The sequence below is a fragment of the Lysinibacillus pakistanensis genome, assembly GCF_030123245.1.
Taxonomy (GTDB): Bacteria; Bacillota; Bacilli; order Bacillales_A; family Planococcaceae; genus Lysinibacillus; species Lysinibacillus pakistanensis.
Genome location: NZ_CP126101.1, coordinates 648,991 through 668,997, shown reverse-complemented (window position 1 = coordinate 668,997; position 20,007 = coordinate 648,991). Strand labels below are relative to the sequence as shown.

The 20,007-nt window shown below is 37.7% G+C and carries 18 protein-coding genes; all 18 read right to left on the bottom strand.

What is annotated here, in order from left to right; all coding sequences use genetic code 11:
• Positions 1–303: 303 nt before the first annotated feature.
• The 18 genes from QNH24_RS03220 to murA all read right to left on the bottom strand — a co-directional run bounded on the left by QNH24_RS03220 (position 304) and on the right by murA (position 19,961).
• On the bottom strand, positions 304–1,587 hold the full coding sequence (locus QNH24_RS03220; RefSeq protein ID WP_283870723.1) for a methyl-accepting chemotaxis protein: 1,284 nt from the start codon (positions 1,585–1,587) through the stop codon (positions 304–306).
• 8 nt (positions 1,588–1,595) lie between these two features.
• Positions 1,596–2,036 (bottom strand): low molecular weight protein arginine phosphatase, encoded by a 441-nt coding sequence (locus QNH24_RS03215; protein ID WP_283870722.1) that lies wholly within the window; start codon positions 2,034–2,036, stop codon positions 1,596–1,598.
• A gap of 26 nt (positions 2,037–2,062) precedes the next feature.
• Positions 2,063–2,560: a manganese efflux pump MntP gene (locus tag QNH24_RS03210; protein ID WP_054770247.1), complete on the bottom strand. Its 498-nt coding sequence runs from the start codon at positions 2,558–2,560 to the stop codon at positions 2,063–2,065.
• A 169-nt stretch (positions 2,561–2,729) separates the two neighbouring features.
• Entirely contained in the window at positions 2,730–3,764 is a 1,035-nt protein-coding gene (locus tag QNH24_RS03205) for an L-threonylcarbamoyladenylate synthase (RefSeq protein ID WP_283870721.1), read from the bottom strand.
• Between the two features lie 100 nt (positions 3,765–3,864).
• Entirely contained in the window at positions 3,865–4,446 is a 582-nt protein-coding gene (locus tag QNH24_RS03200; protein ID WP_283870720.1) for a stage II sporulation protein R, read from the bottom strand.
• A 44-nt stretch (positions 4,447–4,490) separates the two neighbouring features.
• Positions 4,491–5,351, bottom strand: coding sequence for a peptide chain release factor N(5)-glutamine methyltransferase (gene prmC, locus QNH24_RS03195; protein ID WP_283870719.1), 861 nt, complete (start codon positions 5,349–5,351; stop codon positions 4,491–4,493).
• Positions 5,338–6,414 (bottom strand): peptide chain release factor 1, encoded by a 1,077-nt coding sequence (gene prfA, locus QNH24_RS03190; RefSeq protein WP_283870718.1) that lies wholly within the window; start codon positions 6,412–6,414, stop codon positions 5,338–5,340. Before prfA ends, prmC begins: the two co-directional genes overlap by 14 nt.
• Before the next feature lie 290 nt (positions 6,415–6,704).
• The gene (locus QNH24_RS03185) at positions 6,705–7,277 is read right to left on the bottom strand and encodes a thymidine kinase (protein WP_054770248.1); all 573 of its coding nucleotides are present in this window, start codon (positions 7,275–7,277) and stop codon (positions 6,705–6,707) included.
• A 120-nt stretch (positions 7,278–7,397) separates the two neighbouring features.
• Complete coding sequence (gene rpmE, locus QNH24_RS03180) at positions 7,398–7,601, bottom strand: 50S ribosomal protein L31 (RefSeq protein WP_004269457.1); 204 nt, start codon at positions 7,599–7,601, stop codon at positions 7,398–7,400.
• Positions 7,602–7,772: 171 nt separating this feature from the next.
• The gene (locus QNH24_RS03175) at positions 7,773–8,822 is read right to left on the bottom strand and encodes an NAD(P)/FAD-dependent oxidoreductase (RefSeq protein ID WP_283870717.1); all 1,050 of its coding nucleotides are present in this window, start codon (positions 8,820–8,822) and stop codon (positions 7,773–7,775) included.
• Positions 8,823–8,870: 48 nt separating this feature from the next.
• Entirely contained in the window at positions 8,871–9,908 is a 1,038-nt protein-coding gene (locus QNH24_RS03170; RefSeq protein WP_283870716.1) for a FecCD family ABC transporter permease, read from the bottom strand.
• Positions 9,905–10,960: a FecCD family ABC transporter permease gene (locus QNH24_RS03165; protein WP_054770250.1), complete on the bottom strand. Its 1,056-nt coding sequence runs from the start codon at positions 10,958–10,960 to the stop codon at positions 9,905–9,907. Before QNH24_RS03165 ends, QNH24_RS03170 begins: the two co-directional genes overlap by 4 nt.
• Positions 10,961–11,198: 238 nt before the next feature.
• Entirely contained in the window at positions 11,199–11,993 is a 795-nt protein-coding gene (locus tag QNH24_RS03160; RefSeq protein WP_054770251.1) for an ABC transporter ATP-binding protein, read from the bottom strand.
• A gap of 92 nt (positions 11,994–12,085) precedes the next feature.
• Positions 12,086–13,810: an ABC transporter ATP-binding protein gene (locus tag QNH24_RS03155; protein ID WP_283870715.1), complete on the bottom strand. Its 1,725-nt coding sequence runs from the start codon at positions 13,808–13,810 to the stop codon at positions 12,086–12,088.
• A 200-nt stretch (positions 13,811–14,010) separates the two neighbouring features.
• Complete coding sequence (locus QNH24_RS03150; RefSeq protein ID WP_283870714.1) at positions 14,011–15,891, bottom strand: AraC family transcriptional regulator; 1,881 nt, start codon at positions 15,889–15,891, stop codon at positions 14,011–14,013.
• A 187-nt stretch (positions 15,892–16,078) separates the two neighbouring features.
• Positions 16,079–17,362, bottom strand: coding sequence for a transcription termination factor Rho (rho, locus tag QNH24_RS03145; RefSeq protein ID WP_283870713.1), 1,284 nt, complete (start codon positions 17,360–17,362; stop codon positions 16,079–16,081).
• Positions 17,363–17,619: 257 nt separating this feature from the next.
• Positions 17,620–18,579, bottom strand: a complete 960-nt coding sequence (glpX, locus tag QNH24_RS03140) for a class II fructose-bisphosphatase (protein WP_283870712.1) — start codon at positions 18,577–18,579, stop codon at positions 17,620–17,622.
• A 95-nt stretch (positions 18,580–18,674) separates the two neighbouring features.
• A complete protein-coding gene (gene murA, locus QNH24_RS03135; RefSeq protein ID WP_283870711.1) occupies positions 18,675–19,961 on the bottom strand; it encodes a UDP-N-acetylglucosamine 1-carboxyvinyltransferase in 1,287 nt (428 codons plus the stop codon).
• Positions 19,962–20,007 lie beyond the last annotated feature (46 nt).

The following is a 20,007-nucleotide window of genomic DNA, read 5'->3' as shown; positions in this document are numbered from 1 at the left end:
AGATAAATAGAATTTTATTCTTCTAAATTCGGATAACAGTCCTTTGTTGTAATATTCTATCTTCTATAGTTTTTTTACCTTTTTAATCACAGTGGACATACTTTATCAGTACATCAAATATGAACACGGTATTGTGAAGCCTCTCGGTTTGATGTTCTCTTCGCCACTTTAGTAATTTATCCATTGCTTTCGAGGTTCTATCCGTCACTTTAAAGAATCTATCCTTTACTTTTGCTGTTCTATCCATCAATAAAAAAACTGTAGCAAACCCGAATCATCCGAGTTGAACTACAGTCAAAAATCTTATGCTTGTCTATCAAATTGTTGAATCATTTTATGCAGCTCTTCCGATTGCTTCTTTAATCCCTGTGCTAATTGCTCTACCTGTTCCATAGCATAAGCTTGTTCTTCTGCTGCCCCGCGTACCTCTTCGGCACCAGCTGATGTTTCTTGTGCAATAGCAGCAACTTCTTGAGATTGGCGAGCAGTTGTTTCAATATTGTGCATTTGTTGCTCTATCAATGAAGATATTTCTACAATCGCTGTCGCCATTTCATGTACACTTGAAGACATTCCCTCCACAGCCGTTGTTGTTTCTGACACACGGGCTGCTTCCTTCGTGGCAAAAGCTACTTGTTGATTCATTTGTCTAACAACAATCTCCACGTTTTGTTGCATGGATTGTATTAAGGTTGTAATGCCTTGTACCGCTTTGGCGCTTTCATCAGCCAAACCACGAACCTCTTCAGCAACAACAGCAAAGCCCTTACCATGCTCCCCAGCACGAGCTGCCTCAATGGAAGCATTTAATGCTAGTAAATTTGTCTGTGCAGCAATATCTCCTACTAAACTAATGATGCGCTCCACTTGTTCAGCATTATCCTCTAGTGCACGAATGCTCTCTAACGCTTCATTGTTACCAGTAGCGATTTGTTGAATACTATTAACTAATGTTTCAATAGCCATTGTCGTGTTCGTGAGATTATGTAAAATCTCTTTCGTTTGCGTTGCCGATGCTTCAGCTCTACTATTTACTTCTGTGGCAAGCCCTCGTACATCTTCAATAGCTTCAGCTGTATCTTGTACTGCTATAGCAGAGGCCTCTGCCCCCGTAGAAATGTGCTTGACTGTAGAAGCAATACCCTCTGCTTTTTTCGTAGCAATAGCTGCCTCATCCGATAATTGAATAATCGATTGATTTGTTTGTTGGAAATTATGGTCTATACTTTCAACCATTTGTCGCAAGTTTAATACCATTTGCTGGAATGCCTCTGCAACAGAACGAATCTCATCATTTGTTTTCGGCAAATCTACATCTTGTCCTATCTTTCCTTCTGCAACACGTGATGCTGATAATTCTAGCTGCTGTAGTGGTTTGATTAAGACTCCGCAGAATCCCCAAGCTAAAATGCCTGACCACACTATACCTAATAGATAGGTAACTATTTCAAACAGTTTACGATTAATCTCTGGAAAGAAGGTAGGTTGTAAAAATTCGATAAATATAAAGCTAATGCTGTAGGTGATTAGTGCAAGAATACCGACAAATAATGCTAGTTTAAGTCGTAAGCCAAACTGTTTTTTCATAGCGACCCTCAATTCTTTTCAAGTTTTTTTACTAATCGTTCTACCAATTCTTTTAATTCTGCAAATGTTGCTTCATATATTTCTTTACTACCACCATAAGGATCTACAACATTTTCCACACTACCTTCAATTATATATTCTTTAAAAGTAAAAACCTTGTGTTCTGTATTTGGGTATTGAGCAATGATTGTATCTTTATGAGCTGTTGTCATTGTTAAAATTAAATCTGCCCATTCTATTTCAGTAATAGATAGTTGTGTAGCTGAATGTTGATGTCTCATATTCGCTTCATTTACTACTTGTTGCGCATGTGCGGACATTTCAGCATAAGGCATTGCAAAAATACCCGCTGATTGAACTTCAACATTAGCCAGCTGTTGATGTTTTAAAATAGCCTCTGCCATTGGACTGCGACAAGTATTCCCAGTACAAACAAATAGTATTTTCACACTTATCACCTTCCATTCTCTTTCTTCTATTGTTGAATAGCTAAAATACTCATTATGATAAAAATAATACCTGCAATCATTTGAATTTTACTACCTAATAACAACTGACTTTTATTAGCAATGACCAAAGACCCATAAGAGCAAATAAGGGCACTTGCACCTGCACTGACAATAAATATTGTTTCTTCTAAGTTTAGCATACCAAAAGAGACACTTACTGAAAAGGTATCTAGGCTTGCAGTCACAGCTAAAAGTACCGGTGAAATTGTTACTTTTTCATTCTTTTGTGAGAACAGGAGTAAATGCATTCCAATCCCGAATAATAAAATACTTGAAATCCATTGTCCCCATTCTAACAGGAAATGAGCTAAATAGCTTCCTAATTCAAAGCCTAGTAACGGGAAAAGCATATGCAAAGCAGCCGTCCACACTGATAAAAAGAATTTGTATCGGACATTTGGAATTAAGACATATAGACCTATTACATCAATAGACGTTAAGATACCTGCAAGTATGACCTGCAAGAAAGCACTCCTTCTTCACTAATATTTTATCATTTTATGCTCGAAAATACATTATTATCATCATTATTCAATAGACATTTCCTTGTATAAAGATACGTTTTTTACTATTCTTCTTCATAAAAAAATAAGCATGCCAGTAATAATAACTAGTATGCTTATTCATTCAATTTTACGGTGTATACCATTTCCCACCAGCAGCCTTTTCTAATCGATTCATAATTGCGGCACCCATTCCTTCAGATGAAGTAGTAGTTGCTAATATAATGGTAGCCAATGTTTTATCGCATGCTCTTAATGCATGGTATAATGTAGCACCCATCTCTTCTTTCCGATGTGCCACTCCAATTGAGAAATAAAAATCTGCCTTTATGTCCCTAAAATTATCAGGAGCAAGTAGTGCAACCTTTTGCCCTTGTGCTTGTAATTGTTGTACAGCCTTCTTAACTTTCTCCACATCACAGTCTATTAATAACACAGGGGCATTTGGAGCATAGTGTGTATATTTCATACCAGGCGCTTTTGGTGTAGATACTAAGTTTTGCTCATTTTTGGTTGGCTGAATAACAGGTCCAATCTCAAGCTCTAGCATTTCCTTTGTAATTCCACCTGGACGTAAAATAACTGGTGGCTCATGTGTAACATCCAACACTGTGGATTCTAGTCCAATTCCTGTAGAACCACCATCTAATATATAAGGTATGTACCCACCCAAATCATCCTGAACATGTATTGCTTCCGTAGGACTTGGCTTTCCACTACGATTAGCGCTAGGTGCAGCGAGTGGTTTTTTTAATTGTTGAAGTAACGAGAGTGCAACTGGATGATCTGGCATACGAATGCCCACTGTATCAAGCCCAGCTGTCACACTTCTTGCCAAAATATTTGGCTTTACTTGCATAACAAGTGTCAGTGGACCAGGCCAGAATAGCTCCATACATGTTTTGGCTACTTCCGGAATATGTTTAATATAAAGCCCAACTTCCTCTTTCGTACCGATGTGGACGATTAATGGATTATCTGATGGGCGACCTTTTGCTTCAAATATTTTTTTAACTGCCTCGTCATTTGTTGCAACTGCACCCAAGCCATAAACCGTTTCTGTTGGAAAAGCTACCACCTCTCCTGCATTTAAGATATCCACAGCCTGCGCATAATTTAACTGATTATTCACATTACTGTCCACAACTTTGTAAACGGTTTCCATGATTAAAACCTTCCTTCAATTATCATTTTCACTGAATTATCCACATATTGTTAATAACTTTATAAAAATTGTGTATAAGTTATCTGAATTTGTGCACAATTCATTCAAAAAAACCTTTTATCCATTCCCAAATAAAAAATGTAACCTCGTCCTTTTCTTCTTCTGGCTCTCCGTCTTTGTCTGGTTCACAAATTGATGGGAATATGCTACACCACCAGTTATCACCACGCGCATTACCAATCTTTACAACAATTGAATGATACATGCTTTGTGGATAAAGAACAGCATTCTGTCTCTTAGGTGGAAATAAATGATCCCCAAGCTGAACCTGTGTATCAAGCTGTGGATAATTTTCATTTATTTGTGCTTCAATTTCCCGCTTTAATAACTGTATTTGCTCATTATCCACAATTGTAGCAGCAGATACTTGCATAAAATATGGCTTTAAATCTTTAACAAGAAGCTCCTTTTCAAGCTGATCCTGTGCCGTGTTACTATTCGCAATTACTCTTATACGAAAATCTTGTTCTTGCTGTTGATTCGTATTTTCCTTAGCCAATCCTACTAATGTAGGAATATATAAAATACATAGTTGTAAAGCAATAGCTATTAATACTAGTCTAGCAAAAGCTAGTAAGATATTCTGTTTTGGTAATCTTATAATCTTGTATTCATTTAACATAAAAATCCCTCCTTGCTCAACATTGTTGGCAAGAAGGAGATACTTTATACATGTATTTCACAAAAAATCATTCGAGGCCTACCATTAATATCTTTTTCTATCGAAATTGTAGACTGTGGAAAACTATTTTTAAAGAACTTTGCAACCTGCTCTCCCTGTGTATAACCAATCTCTAGTCCAATAAGTGCGGGTTTATTCACAATGGCTGGCAGCTGTTCAGCCAACTTTCTATATAAAATAAGTCCCTCTTCCTCCGCAAAAAGTGCACTATGTGGTTCATGTTCAAGCACAATGCTCGACATCTCCTTTGCTTCATCAAAGGCAATATAAGGAGGATTGGATAAAATGATATCAAATCGCTCGCCTACAAGTGGTGACGTTAAATCGCCCAGTCTGAAATCGATAGTAGCTGCTAGTTTTTCTGCATTCTTTTGGGCAGTCATTAGCGCCTTCTCGGATAAATCAGTAGCAACAACTGAAAGCTCTGGACATTCTAGCTTCATAGATATAGCAATTGCTCCACTCCCTGTTCCAATATCAGCTAGCTTTAATGTTTGCTTATTAAACAGTTTGTCTAAGCGATTAATTGTTCCAAGTACTAACTCCTCTGTTTCTGGTCTAGGAATTAACACTGATTCATCTACAATAAATGAACGACCATAAAATTCCTCACTACCCACACAATACTGTACAGGGCGACCACTTGCATGCTCCATAATAAGTTCCTTAAATTTCATTTGTTGTTCTATCGTTAGCACATCCTGAAGATGTAGCATTACTCCTGAGTAGCTAGTCCCTAATATATGCTGCATAACAATTCGTGCAGCAGTTTCCTCCCGACCATTATCCACTAAAAAAGAAGAAGCCCATGCAAGGGCCTCCATCACATTTTTATAAATCATCATTTAAACGCTCTAACTTTGATGCTTGCTCCTCTAAAATAAGGGCATCAATAATTTCGTCAAGTCTACCTTCGACGATTTGATCTAGCTTTTGAATCGTTAATCCAATACGGTGGTCTGTTACACGGTTTTGTGGATAATTGTAAGTACGAATACGCTCAGAGCGATCTCCTGAACCTACAGCTGATTTACGTGTGGCATCGATTTCCTTTTGCGCTTCTTGCATATACATATCAGCAACACGAGCACGAAGAATTTTCATTGCCTTTTCACGGTTTTTGATTTGGGAACGCTCATCCTGCATCGATACTACAACACCTGTTGGTAAATGGGTCATACGAACGGCAGACATTGTTGTATTAACAGATTGACCACCCGCACCAGAAGATGCGAATGTATCTACGCGAATATCTTTTTCATGAATTTCAACATCTACTTCTTCTACCTCAGGTAAACATGCTACTGTTGCAGTTGATGTATGGATACGGCCCTGCGATTCTGTAGCAGGAACACGTTGTACACGGTGCGCGCCATTTTCAAATTTGAATTTAGAATAGGCACCTTGTCCATTAATCATAAAAATCACTTCTTTATAACCGCCCATTGGGTTTGGAGTAGCCTCCATAATCTCAATTTTCCAGCCCTGTGTCTCCGCATAGCGAGAATACATACGGAATAAATCTCCCGCAAAAATATTCGCCTCATCGCCACCTGCTGCACCACGAATTTCCATAATAACGTTTTTATTATCGTTCGGGTCTTTTGGAATTAGTAAAATGCGTAAACGTTCTTCAAATTCTTCCTGCTGTGCTTTTAATAGATTAAATTCCTCTTTCACCATTTCATGCATATCAGGATCTTTTTCGCTGTCTAGCATTTCACGTGCATCAGCTAACTGCTCTTTTACATTTTTATATTCACGATAAGTATCTACAGTTTCCTGGATATCTGATTGCTCTTTGGAATATTCTCGTAATTTTTTACTATCATTCACAATATCAGGATCACTTAAAAGCTCTGTTAGCCTTTCATAACGATCCTCTACTGCCTGCAATCGATCAAACATGGATTTCACCTCTATTTAGTTTTTTAAGAAGTTTCTTCTTTTCTCAAGTCAAAAAGAAACTTAGCGTAATTAACATTCTTTATCTTGTTTTGTCCCCCGATAGCAAAGCGTCAGGTTCAGAATACTTACACATCTGTATGTTGTGAGCTGAATGCGATTTCCCTATTCAGCGATTGTCAGCTCGAAAAAATCCGGGCACAATTATGCTGGAACGTAATTGATTTCCACTACTTAGTATAAGGAAATTTTCACATGTATGCTACTTTTTCTTAGCTCTAAGCTTGATTGTGTTATAGCGGTGGGTGGGCGTGACACTTTCTGCAAACGGGATAGTAGGAATCATTTCCACCAATTTGAATTTGATCACCTGTATACACAGGCTTTCCACTTTCATCAACACGTAAATTCATCGTCGCCTTTTTATGGCAGAACCAGCAAATAGTCTTCATTTCTTCAATTTTATCTGCATATGTAAGCATATACTGACTGCCTTCAAATAACTCATTTTGAAAATCATTTTTCAAACCAAAGCCCATAACAGGAATATCCAATTCATCCACAATGTTTGCTAGCTGTAAAACATGTGCCTTTTTTAAAAATTGTACTTCATCAACAAGAACACAGTATGGTTTAACTGCATTTTTTTCCACGAGATCAAATATATTTGTATCATCATAAACTGGTATAGCTTCTTGACGTAAGCCTACTCTACTTGAAACAAAGCCTACTTCATCTCGTGTATCTAAGCCTGATGTAAATATCATGACAGGTTTTTGTTGTTCTTCATAGTTATGCGCAACTTTCAAAATTTCAATGGATTTTCCACTATTCATTGCGCCATGCTTAAAATATAGCTGTGCCATGTTGTCTTCTCCCTTTCTACTAGTCGATCTGGATTGTTGAAAAGACTTGCATCAACGTGTTCATTCATATACTGAAAAAAATACCTGCCAAGCACATGCTTGGCAGGTATTAAACTAACATTAGTTTTTAAGACCGTATTTTTTGTTGAAACGATCCACGCGACCATCAGCAGACGCGAATTTTTGACGGCCAGTATAGAATGGGTGACATTCGTTGCAGAACTCGACAACGATGTTTTCTTTTACTGAACCAGTTTTGAAAGTGTTCCCACAAGAGCAAGTTACTGTTGCTTCTTTGTAGTCTGGATGAATTCCTTGTTTCATATTCGTTTTCTCCTCTCGCCCTGAACCATCTGGAACAGAGTATTATCGAACTGTACCTTACATAGCCCGAATATGAGTGAAACCATCAGCTATATATGTACACGTTGCATACTTTTGAAGTATAGCATATTCTTTAAAATTCTTTCAAGTAAAAAATTTATCTTATTCTAATTATCCTTGTACTTCCCGATAATCATTATCTACTAAACCTATTTTTTTATTACGTTCTTTAAAACGAATATTGTGAGATGAAACATACGCGACTTTTGGTGCATCAGGTTCTAAATACAATTTTGCACTATTTAACGCTAATATACCATCCGTAAATGCACCTGCTATATATCGAACCTTACTAGGATGATCTACAAAATCGCCTGCTCCATAAATCCCTTCAATGTTCGTTTCACGTTTTTCATTGACAATTGCAACGCCATCCTCAATGTTTAATCCCCATTTTTCAAGTGCACCATAATCACATTTTAAGCCATGATTCACAATGATCGCATCTAATTCAATACGTTCAATTACGCCAGTTTCCTTGTTTTCTATTGAAACAGATTGTATTAATTCACCATCCCCATGTAGCTGAACTATTTCATAGGGTGTTTTTAAATATACTGAGGATTCCCGCATTTTTAAGACACTTTTTTCATGTCCGCCAAATTCATCTCGTCGATGAACAACTGTTACACTAGCAGCAATTGGCTCTAATTCATTTGCCCAATCCACGGCAGAATTACCACCGCCAGAAATTAAAACATGCTTATCACGGAATATCTCTAAATCCTGCACAGTATAATGCAAGTTCGTTACTTCATATTTATCAGCACCCTCTATTTCAAGCTTTTGCATGGAAAGGACACCATATCCAACAGCCAAAATAACTGTTTTCGAATAATGTTTTTCACCTGTGGATGACGTCAAAATAAATGTACCATCACTTTGTTTTTCTACATGCTCGACTTTCTGATTGAACACAATTGTTGGATCAAACGTTTTCGCCTGCTCTATTAAATGCTCAATTAGCTGACCACCTAAAATTGGTGGTACGCCACCGACGTCCCATATCATTTTCTCAGGATAGATTAACATACGACCCCCAAGCTGAGAGCTATATTCAATAATTTTCGTCTTTAAATCCCGCATTCCACTATAAAAAGCCGTATAGAGCCCCGCTGGACCACCACCAACAATCGTCACATCATACAGTTCTTCCTTCATTTTATATATTCCTCCATTCCAATCTACTCTTATGTTTTTTTCTATTATTTATTGTTTTAATCGAGCTAATAAGTATAAGAAGTATGGGGCTCCTAAAACAGCAACAACTATCCCTGCAGGTATTTCAGAAGGCTCTAGCAAGGAACGACCAATGGTATCTGCCATTAGTACAAGTAAACCACCAACTAATGCTGAAGCAGGAAGTAAAATTTGATGTTTTGCTCCTACTAGTTGCCGTGCTAAATGTGGAGCAATCAATCCAACAAAGCCAATTCCTCCGCTGACTGAAACACTTGCTCCTGCTAAACCGACAGATGCTGCTAATAGCCAGCGACGTTCCTTTTCAATCGAAGCACCTAAACCAACTGCCGTTAATTCACCTAAATTTAAGACATTTAATACACGTGATTTTGAATAAACAAAAGGAAGCAGTACTACAAGCCATGGCAATAATGCTAAAACAAATTTCCAATTCGAGCCCCAAATACTACCTGCAAGCCAAGTTGCCACAAATTGATAATTTTCAGGTGAAAGGCGGAGCGTTAGCACAATCATTGCTGAACTAATCCCCGCTGCTACAGCTATCCCGGTAAGAAGCAAGCGCATCGGTGTGATTCCCTCATGACGTTTATAGGAAAGTGCATAAATAAGAATTGCAGTCATACCTGATCCAATAAAGGCTAATACTGGGAGCAGGAAAACAGGAGCTGCTGCTGTAGCTGGAAAGAAGGAAATAAATAACATTACCATAAGACCAGCACCGGCATTGATACCAAGAATACCAGGATCCGCCAAGGCATTCCTTGAAATCCCTTGTAAAATAGCACCAGAGATTGCTAATCCCATCCCTACTAACACAGCAACTATGATACGTGGAAGCCTAAATTCAAATAAAATAAGCTGCTGTTGTGCGTCGCCCTGACCAAATAAAGTACTTAGAACCTCCATAGGTGTTAATTTAATAACCCCTGTATTCATACTAATGATAAAAGTAACAATAATTAATATCGTTAAGATGCTTAAAATAAAAAGATTCTTTTTCCTCGTCTTTTGCTGACTAGTTGTTAAATAACTATTATGACTCATAGCTCTTTTCCTCCTTTACGTGCTAAGTATAGGAAGAATGGTACGCCAATAAAGGCAATTAATGCTCCAATCGGTGACTCATATGGAGGATTGATGATACGGGCAATAAAATCAGCCAGTACAACAAGTAGTGCACCATACACTACTGAACAGGAAATAATCCAACGATAATCATGTCCTACTATGTATCTTGTTAAATGCGGAACAATTAGTCCTACAAAGCCAACTGCACCGACAACAGAAACAGCCGCACCCGCTAAAACAAGCACGATAAGCATACCCCATACCTTAATGATACCTGTTCGCTGTCCCAAGCCGATTGCAATTTCCTCTCCTAAACTTAATAACGTAATTGAACGTGACAGAATAAGTGCCCCAATCATAGCTACAAGTATCCAAGGCCCCATGATTTGTAGATGACTCCACTTAGTCCCTGAAACCCCACCTGCATACCAAAAGGCCAAATCTTGTCCAATACGAAAATAAAGAGCAATCCCTTCACCCAATGCACCTAAAAGTGCACTTACTGCAGCCCCTGCAAGTACTAATCTCATCGGTGTTAAGCCACCTTTAGCAATGGAGCCAACTCCATAAACAATAGCTACCCCTAATCCTGCACCTAAAAATGACCACATAATGATATACATATATGATAAACCTGGAAAAAATGCAAAGCAGACTGCAAGCATAAATGCTGCACCAGCGTTTAACCCTAACAAACCTGAATCCGCTAATGGGTTGCGAGTCATTCCTTGCATAATAGCACCAGATACTGCAAAGCACGAACCTACTAATGCAGCACCTAATACTCGCGGTAAACGTATCTCATGAATAATCTGATGTTCAGTTAAATCAGATGAAAAATTAAAGACTGCCTTCCATACAGTACTTAGCGAAATATCTGCCGCCCCAAAAGAGATTGATAAAGCTATTGCAAATACTAGTCCAACAAGCCCTAAAACAAGTGCCACTACAGCACGTATTGGATGAGAACGTTTTTGTAGCTCCTCTAATTTTTCAAGTCCTTCTAGTCCTTCTGCTGACGTAGCCATGTGTTTCCTCCTTATCAATTATGCCCCAGCGTAATTGCGTCCGGATTTTTTCGAGCTCGCTTGAAAAGCTCCTCTTCAAAATCCGTTGACATCCGCCGGGGGCTTTATCTTGATTCAGCGGATGTTTGTACGCCCGCTAAATAGAAAAAATGCATTTATCTCGCCACCTATAAAGGTGGGAGTATTCTGCTGAATCAAGATAAATCCTACTATTTCTTCCTACTGGAATTATTGACCACTACACTTCTCTTCCATATAATTGGTAAGATAAACAAATCGGATTCTCGCTAAAAGGACAAGTAGCCATTTCTGCATCGATACTAAATACTTTTTGTAGATTTTCTTTAGTCATAACCTCGTCAGGGCTTCCATTTACAATTAATTGTCCATTTCTCATCGCAATCATAAAATGAGAAAAACGGGAAGCATGGTTTAAATCGTGTAATACCATCACAATTGTACGTCCCTCTTCTTTATTCAGCTTTTGTAATAACAGCAGAATATCAAGTTGATGGGCTAAATCTAAATAAGTAGTAGGCTCATCCAATACTAGGATATCTGTCCCTTGTGCCAATGCCATAGCAATCCAGACACGCTGACGCTGTCCTCCAGACAAGGCTTCAATAGGGCGATCACTAAATTCACGTAAACCAGTAACATCTATTGCCCAATGAATATATTCATAATCCTCTTTGCGTAGAGTGCCAAAACCTGTTTGATGTGGGAAACGGCCATAGGATATTAATTCAAAAACAGTTAAACCTCCTGGTGCTGTTGCTGTTTGAGGCAATATCGCCATTCTTTTCGCAACCTCCTTAGTTTTTAACTGATGAATTGCCTTCCCATCCAAATAAACTGCGCCGTTTTGCGTTCTTAGCATACGTGCCACAGCCTTTAATAAAGTAGATTTCCCACATCCGTTTGGACCTATAATTGTTGAAATTTGCCCTTTTGGAATCTCTACACTTAAATCATCTACAATTAAAGTAGAAGAATAACCAATAGCAACATGTTCTATTTCAAGGACTGCCATATAAAATTTTCTCTCCTTTAGGTATGAAGTTATAAATTCAAAGCATACTGTTTTTTCATGATGATAGATAAGTCATTTCTTCAATATGAATCCTATATTTGTAGACCGAATTGTGCTGTATACAATCCATAGTATGCTTTTTTGCTATTCATCAATTCATCGTGTGTGCCTTCTTCAATAATGCCCTTCTTCGACACAACAACAATACGATCAGCATCCTTAATAGTTGCTAAACGATGGGCAATCACTAGGGTTGTACGTCCTACTGAAAGCTCGTTTAATGCTTGTTGGATTGCTTGCTCTGTTTCTGTATCCAAGGCTGATGTCGCCTCATCTAAAATTAATATTTTAGGATTTTTTAAGAAGATCCTTGCAATTGATAATCTTTGTTTCTGTCCACCTGATAATTTCACACCACGCTCACCTATCAATGTATCCATTCCTTCTGGTAAAGCTTTGATAACATCTTCTAGTTGTGCTCGTCGCGCTGCATACCATATGTCTTCTTCACTTGCATTTAAATCACCATAAGCAATGTTTTCTCTTATTGTGCCATCAAATAAAAATACATCCTGTTGTACAATCCCAATATGAGAGCGTAGAGAGTGGAGCTTGAAATCTCTTATATCTATTCCATCAACTGTAATAGACCCTTCATTCACCTCATAAAAACGTGGGAGCAAACTACATATTGTTGATTTTCCAGCGCCTGATGGTCCAACGAGTGCAACCGTTTCGCCAGGACGAACCTTTAAATTAATTTGGTTTAGTGCTCTCTTGTCCTCGGTATAGCCAAAAGATACATTGTTAAATGTAATTTCCCCTTCAATGTCCTTAATTGCCATCGCTTGTGGACGATCAGCAATTTCAGGCTCTGTTTCAAGAAAATCAACATAGCGCTTAAATCCTGCCATGCCTTTAGGATAGCTTTCAATAAACATATTAATTTTATTAATAGGGCCTAATAGAATATTAGATAACAATATAAATGCGATAAATTCACCATTTGTTAAATAACCGTTTAACACAAAATACGCACCTATAAATAATGTAAACAATGATAAAACCTTTGTTAAAATTCCTGAGATGGCTTCATTCCAAGCCATCACTTTATAAGAAAATAGCTTCGTCATGCGGAATCTTTCATTATTTACCTTAAAGCGATTAATTTCATGCTCTTCATTTGTAAAGGCTTGTACAACACGAATACCGCTAACATTATTTTCAACCCGTGCATTAAAGTCAGCAATATCTCCAAACATTTGACGAAATGCCTTTGACATAAGCTTTCCAAAAATAATCGTTAGGATTAAAATAATTGGCACAAGCAGGAATATAAGAATTGTAAAGGTCGGATCAATATAAAACATAACGCCAAACGTCCCAATAATTGTCATAATAGCAATGAATATATCTTCTGGTCCGTGATGGGCTAGCTCTCCGATATCCATTAAATCATTTGTTAGACGTGAAACAAGATGCCCTGTTTTGTTATTATCAAAATATCGGAATGACAGCTTCTGTACATGGGTGAAAGCTTCCTTTCGCATGTCAGTTTCAATATTAATGCCTAACATATGTCCCCAATAAGAAACAATAAAGTGCAGAATAGAGTTTAAAATATAGAGCCCAAATAGCAATGAGCTTGCCATTATAATCCACTTTAATTCTCCATCTGGAAGAACATCATCAATTACCTTGTTTAGCACAATTGGAAAAGCCAATTCTATGAGCGCCACCAAAATTGCGCAGGAAAAGTCCAGTATAAATAATCCCTTGTATGGTTTGTAATAAGAAAAGAAACGCTGTAATAACATGGATGCATCCTCCTATTTTTAATGTCCGCAAGCTCTAAAGGATCATTAATTAAAGATAATTGTAACTCAAATGATAATGATTATCAATTTCATTTATTAAGAAATCTAGTAAATAAGCTACCTGATTACAACAGGTAGCTTACCTCCCTAATTTTTTGTCAGCTTCGCAATGAGTATCCTTACAAGGAACTACCTAATGATTATTTAGCTAGTGTAAATTCTATAATTTTGTCAGCTAAATCTTCAGCTTGATGTAATCCAGAAAGTGGATCAGAGGCAAAATAAAATTCTGATGCTAACTGAAGCGTCTTCCTTTTCTTTACAACATCTAGATTGGTCCAGGTTGATGGAAACTCTCCTTCTTTATTGAAGAAATTTATCACAAAAACATAATCCCCAACATAGTCTCCCACGACTTCATAGGGAATTTCATAACGCCCAAGACTAGGATCTTTTGTATCGAAAAGATTTTGCACCATTTCCTGAGGTTTTACGCCAAGAATTTGATATAATGCCCTTCCACCCGACACGCTTTTATTCCCCACAACTGTGGCTTTCTTTGCGAATAAATCAAATATAGTAAATGTGGAATCTTCTGATACAACAGCATTTACTTTCTCTTGTGCCTTGGCTATCCGACTCTCGAAATCGTTGATAAAGGCATCCGCTTCCTGCTGTCTTCCTAAATATTCTCCCATTGCCTTAATTTCATCAGTAGCTGTTTTATAGGCTGTATCAGAGAATACAATAGTTGGTGCAATTTTTTCATACTTCCCTACATCTTCTGGATTCCACGTAACAATTAAATCAGGCTTTAATTTTGCCGTTTTTTCTATCGACACATTACCATCTGTTCCAACATTTAAAATATCTTCATTTTTGTAATATGGTTTTAAGAATGCTGCAAAGTCTAAATTTGCTGTTACAGCTCCTACTGGTACTACATCTAACGCTAGCATTTGTCCAAGGTACCAGTCTGTTACAATACGTTCTGCTTTCATGGGTATAACTACCTCACGTCCACTATCATCTATGACCGTTTTTGTCATCGCTTCATTTGTTGGAAGTCTACGGGAATGGTGTTTACTTTCTTCACCATATGCCGAAAGTAAAACCAATAATTTAAGTAAAAAAGGTAGCTTTAGATGTTGGATTCTATTTGTTATCATTTCTTCATTTTTGAATCGATTTGCTTGCGCTAGCTGATTCTCATTGTATTGAAAACTGTTCTCAATTGTAATGGTGATTTCAGACATATTGGATGGATAATTCAGCCTATAATTACTTGGGGCCATTTTCATCACCTTTTTAAAGGCTCGACTAAAATAGTATTCATCCTCAAATCCCAATGAAACAGCGATTTCTTTAATACTAAATTGATTGGCAAGAAGATATTTTTTTGCGTGTTCTATTCTCAATTGCTGTAAGTAAACTTGTGGACCAACTTCAAAACGAGCCTTAAAAATTCGTAATAAATGCCGTGTACTAATGTTGAGTAAATCCGCAAGTTTTTGAATGGATAAAGATTCATTAATGTGTTGCTCAATATATAGGCGGGCTACTTCAGCTTTATCAATTTCGTGAGGCTCTCCATATCCCTCCACAAGTTCTTGAAAAACACGATAAATAAGCTCATAAAAAGAAGCCTTTACTGATAAATGCTCTTGAATAGAACCGGACTGCCATTTGATATACATATCTTGCAGCAAAGAATGAATAGCGATAGGATTTGCTGATATACATGAAAAAGATGTTTGGAATGGTTGATATTGCATCTGTAAGTGCTGAATAAATGCATCTGTGTAAACAATATCCCCTCTATAGTAGATGAGATAATAACTCAATTTATCTTGAGCTGTAATATGTAAGGATTGGGATTTTCCAATATGAAAAATAGTAAAGCGCTGTACAAAATAAGGTTGGTCATCAATCATTATTTCTGCAGCACCTTCAGTAATTATTAATAATGTGCTATATTTCATTACTTTTGTCATTCGCACAGGAATATTCTGTACATAGTCAATTTGCTTTAACTTGATATATGCATTTTGCCATAGCAGCATATAGGCCTCATAATTCATATCTCTCTCCTCAAATTCAGAATTATATGCTATCATTATATTGATAACGATTATCAATTTCAATACCTATATCATACATCATGATTCCTGACTGATTGCAAAAAAAAATCACCATCAACTATTTTTTAGTTAATGATGATTTATATCTGAACTAATGGTATAACTAACAATCTATGAAGGTTTCCCTTTATAGCAACCCTTTACCTTTAGTAGCCTTTTTCATATCTTCGTTTAATTTTTCAAAGAATTCTTCATTTGATTTGGTTGTTCGTAATTTCTTTAAGAAACGCTCTGCAAAATCAGGTGCGTCTGAGAATGTTTTACGAATTGCCCATAGTTTTTCAAGCTGCTCAGGCTCAAGAAGAAGCTCCTCTTTTCGTGTACCTGAACGACGTATATCTAACGCAGGGAAAATGCGTCGCTCCGCTAATTGACGATCTAAATGAAGCTCTAGATTGCCTGTCCCTTTAAATTCCTCGTAGATTACTTCATCCATTCGAGATCCAGTATCCACTAAAGCTGTTGCTAAAATCGTTAAGCTGCCGCCTTCTTCAATATTACGCGCGGAACCAAAGAAACGTTTTGGTCTATGGAAGGCAGCAGGATCAATCCCCCCTGATAACGTACGACCACTTGGCGGAATAACTAAGTTATAAGCTCGGGCTAAACGAGTAATAGAGTCCATTAAAATAATCACATCACGTTTATGTTCAACTAAACGACGTGCTCGTTCTAATACTATCTCTGCAACTTTCACATGATTTTCAGGAACCTCATCAAAAGTAGAGCTTACGACATCTGCATTCACAGAACGTTCAATATCTGTCACTTCCTCAGGACGTTCATCAATAAGTAAAACAATTAACTCAGCCTCTGGATAATTGGTTGTAATGGCATTAGCTATTTCTTTTAATAATGATGTTTTCCCTGCTTTTGGTGGTGCAACGATTAATCCACGCTGACCAAAGCCTACTGGTGCTACTAAATCCATAATACGCGTCGATAAATTACGTTGTGTTGTCTCAAGCTTAATTTGTCGATCTGGATATAGTGGTGTGAGAGCAGGGAAATGCACACGTTCTTTTGCTACTTCAGGATCTTCACCATTCACCGCATCCACTTGTAATAGCCCGTAATAGCGTTCATTTTCTTTAGGTGGACGTACCTTACCTGACACCTTGTCCCCATTACGTAGGTCAAAGCGGCGAATTTGTGATGCCGAAATATAAATATCCTCTTTACTAGGAGAGTAGTTAATTGGTCGAAGGAAGCCAAAGCCTTCTTGCGAAACAATTTCAAGTACGCCTTCCATAAAGAAATAGCCCTCTTGCTCTGAACGCGTTTTCAAAATAGCAAATATCAATTCCTTTTTCGTTAGCTTGCTATAATATGAAATTTTATATTGGCGTGCAAGGGCGTAAAGCTCTTTTAACGTCATGTTTTCTAATTGAGCGATTGTCAATGCAGACATATGCACAACTCCAGTCTTTTTCAAAATATAATACTTTAATGGGGTTATCATGGAAGTTATTTTTACGAAAGGCTTTGTTTTCAAGTTATTATTTTCCATAGCTATCAGCGTTTTTTACTAAAATCAAAACTACGGATATTACTTCAATTGTAAAACAATGAAGCATAACATAGCCTTATGAAACTAAGGGATGGTTTAAAATTTAGAAGAAGGTACCTAGCGCAAAAGATGCACTAGGTATATTTTAGAAGAAATCTTTATTTATAGCTAGGTTTTTTATCAAGTGCGTGACGACCTTCTACAAAACGCACAGTTCCCGATTTAGCTCGCATAACAACTGAATGCGTTAAAGCGTAGGCACCTTTATATTGAACACCCTTTAACAGCTCACAATCTGTTACTGCTGTTGCTGCAAAAATAGCATCATCGCCTTTAACTAGGTCATCTAAGTATAGCACTTTTTCTACGTCAACACCCATTTTTTTGCAACGCTCTAACTGTTCTTCGTCCTCTGGTACTAGCTTCGCTTGGAAGTCTCCGCCTAGACATTTTAATGCTACAGCCGCAATAACACCCTCAGGGGCACCGCCTGTACCAAACATAATATCAATGCCAGTTTCATCAAAAGCAGTATTAATTGCAGCGCCAACATCACCATCTTGAATAAATTTAATACGTGCACCAGCTTCTCTAATCTCATCTACTATTGCTTGGTGGCGTGGTCGATCTAAAAGTGTAGCTACCACATCTGAAATATCTTTATTTTTAGCTTTAGCTACTTGTAATAAATTATAAGTAACAGAAGCGTTAATATCGACTTTACCCGCTGCTTCTGGTCCTACAGCAATTTTCTCCATATACATATCAGGTGCATTTAACAAATTACCTTTATCAGCAATCGCCAGTACTGTCATAGCACCATTTGTACCTTTTGCCACAATATTTGTCCCTTCTAATGGGTCAACCGCAATATCTACTTGAGGACCTCCATTACGTAAGCCAAGTTCCTCACCAATATAAAGCATTGGTGCTTCGTCCATTTCGCCTTCACCTATTACTACTGTAGCATGCATTGGAATTGTATCGAACATGGCGCGCATCGCAGTTGTTGCTGCATCATCTGCCTCAATTTTCAAACCGCGACCCATCCATTTACCAGATGCTATTGCTGCTGCCTCTGTTACTCGTACTACTTCCATCGATAAACTACGTTCCATGATTGTTTTGCCTCCCGTTATCGGCATAGATCTTTCGCCGAAACATTCAAATTATCTCTATTGTAACATATTTGGTTCGAAACTTTTAGCTCTCATTATTCCTTTGCTTCTGCTACGCGTGCTACATTTGTTTCACGTCGAATATCAGCGCCTAAATCACGTAATTTTTCAATAAGTGAGCTATAACCACGTTCAATATGATAGATCTCTTGAATTTCCGTTTCACCTTCAGCTAAAAGACCCGCTAATACGAGCGCAGCACCTGCTCGAAGATCTGTGGCAGTTACAGTTGAGCCATGTAATTTACTAGGACCTGTAATAATAGCTGTATTTCCCTCTACACGGGCATTGGCATTCATACGTCGAAGTTCATCGATATGCTTAAATCGAGCTGTATAGATTGTATCTGTCACCTTTGAAGAGCCGAACGCCTGAGACATTAAAACAGCAAGTGGCTGCTGAATATCTGTTGGGAATCCAGGATACACTAATGTTTTTACATCAACAGCTTGTAACGTATTGAGGTCAGTTTTAGGGACAAAAATACTTTCCTCTCCAATATCAATCTTGATACCCATTTCACGCAGCTTGGCAATGATTGCCTCTAAATGCAATGGAATTACATTATCAATAGTAATGCCCTCACCGACAGCTGCGGCCATAATCATAAAAGTAGCTGCTTCAATTCGATCTGGAATAATTGTATGTTCCGTACCATGAAGCTCCTCAACACCATCAATCCGAATAACACTTGTACCTGCACCTTTAATATTAGCACCCATATTCGTTAGCAGTGTCGCCACATCAATAATTTCAGGTTCTTTTGCTGCATTTTCAATAACTGTACGCCCTTTTGCAAGGACAGCGGCCAGCATAATATTTATCGTAGCACCAACACTTGCAACATCTAGATAAATTTTTGCGCCAATTAATTCTTCTGCACGTAAATAAATAGCTCCATGCTCATTTGTAATCCTTGCTCCTAATGCCTCAAAACCTTTTATATGTTGGTCTATAGGGCGGGGTCCTAAGAAGCAACCACCAGGTAACCCAATAACAGCTTTTTTAAAGCGTCCAAGCATCGCTCCCATTAAATAATAAGAAGCACGAAGCTTTTTCACATTGCCATTTGGTAATGGAAGGGCGATCATATCAGTTGGATCAATGGTCATTTTACCATCCTCAAATGTAACTTCCCCACCAATTTCCTCTAATAAAGCCTTTAATGTCCATGCATCTGAAATTTCTGGTATCCCTCCAATTGTCACTGGAGAGTTCGCCAAAATTGATGCTGGAATTAAGGCGACTGCACTATTTTTTGCACCACTAACTTTAATTGTACCTTTTAGACGATTTTCGCCTGTAATTTTATAAACATCCATTTTGCGTTCTCCCTCATGATTGGAAAGTAATTTTTGCGGATTGCTC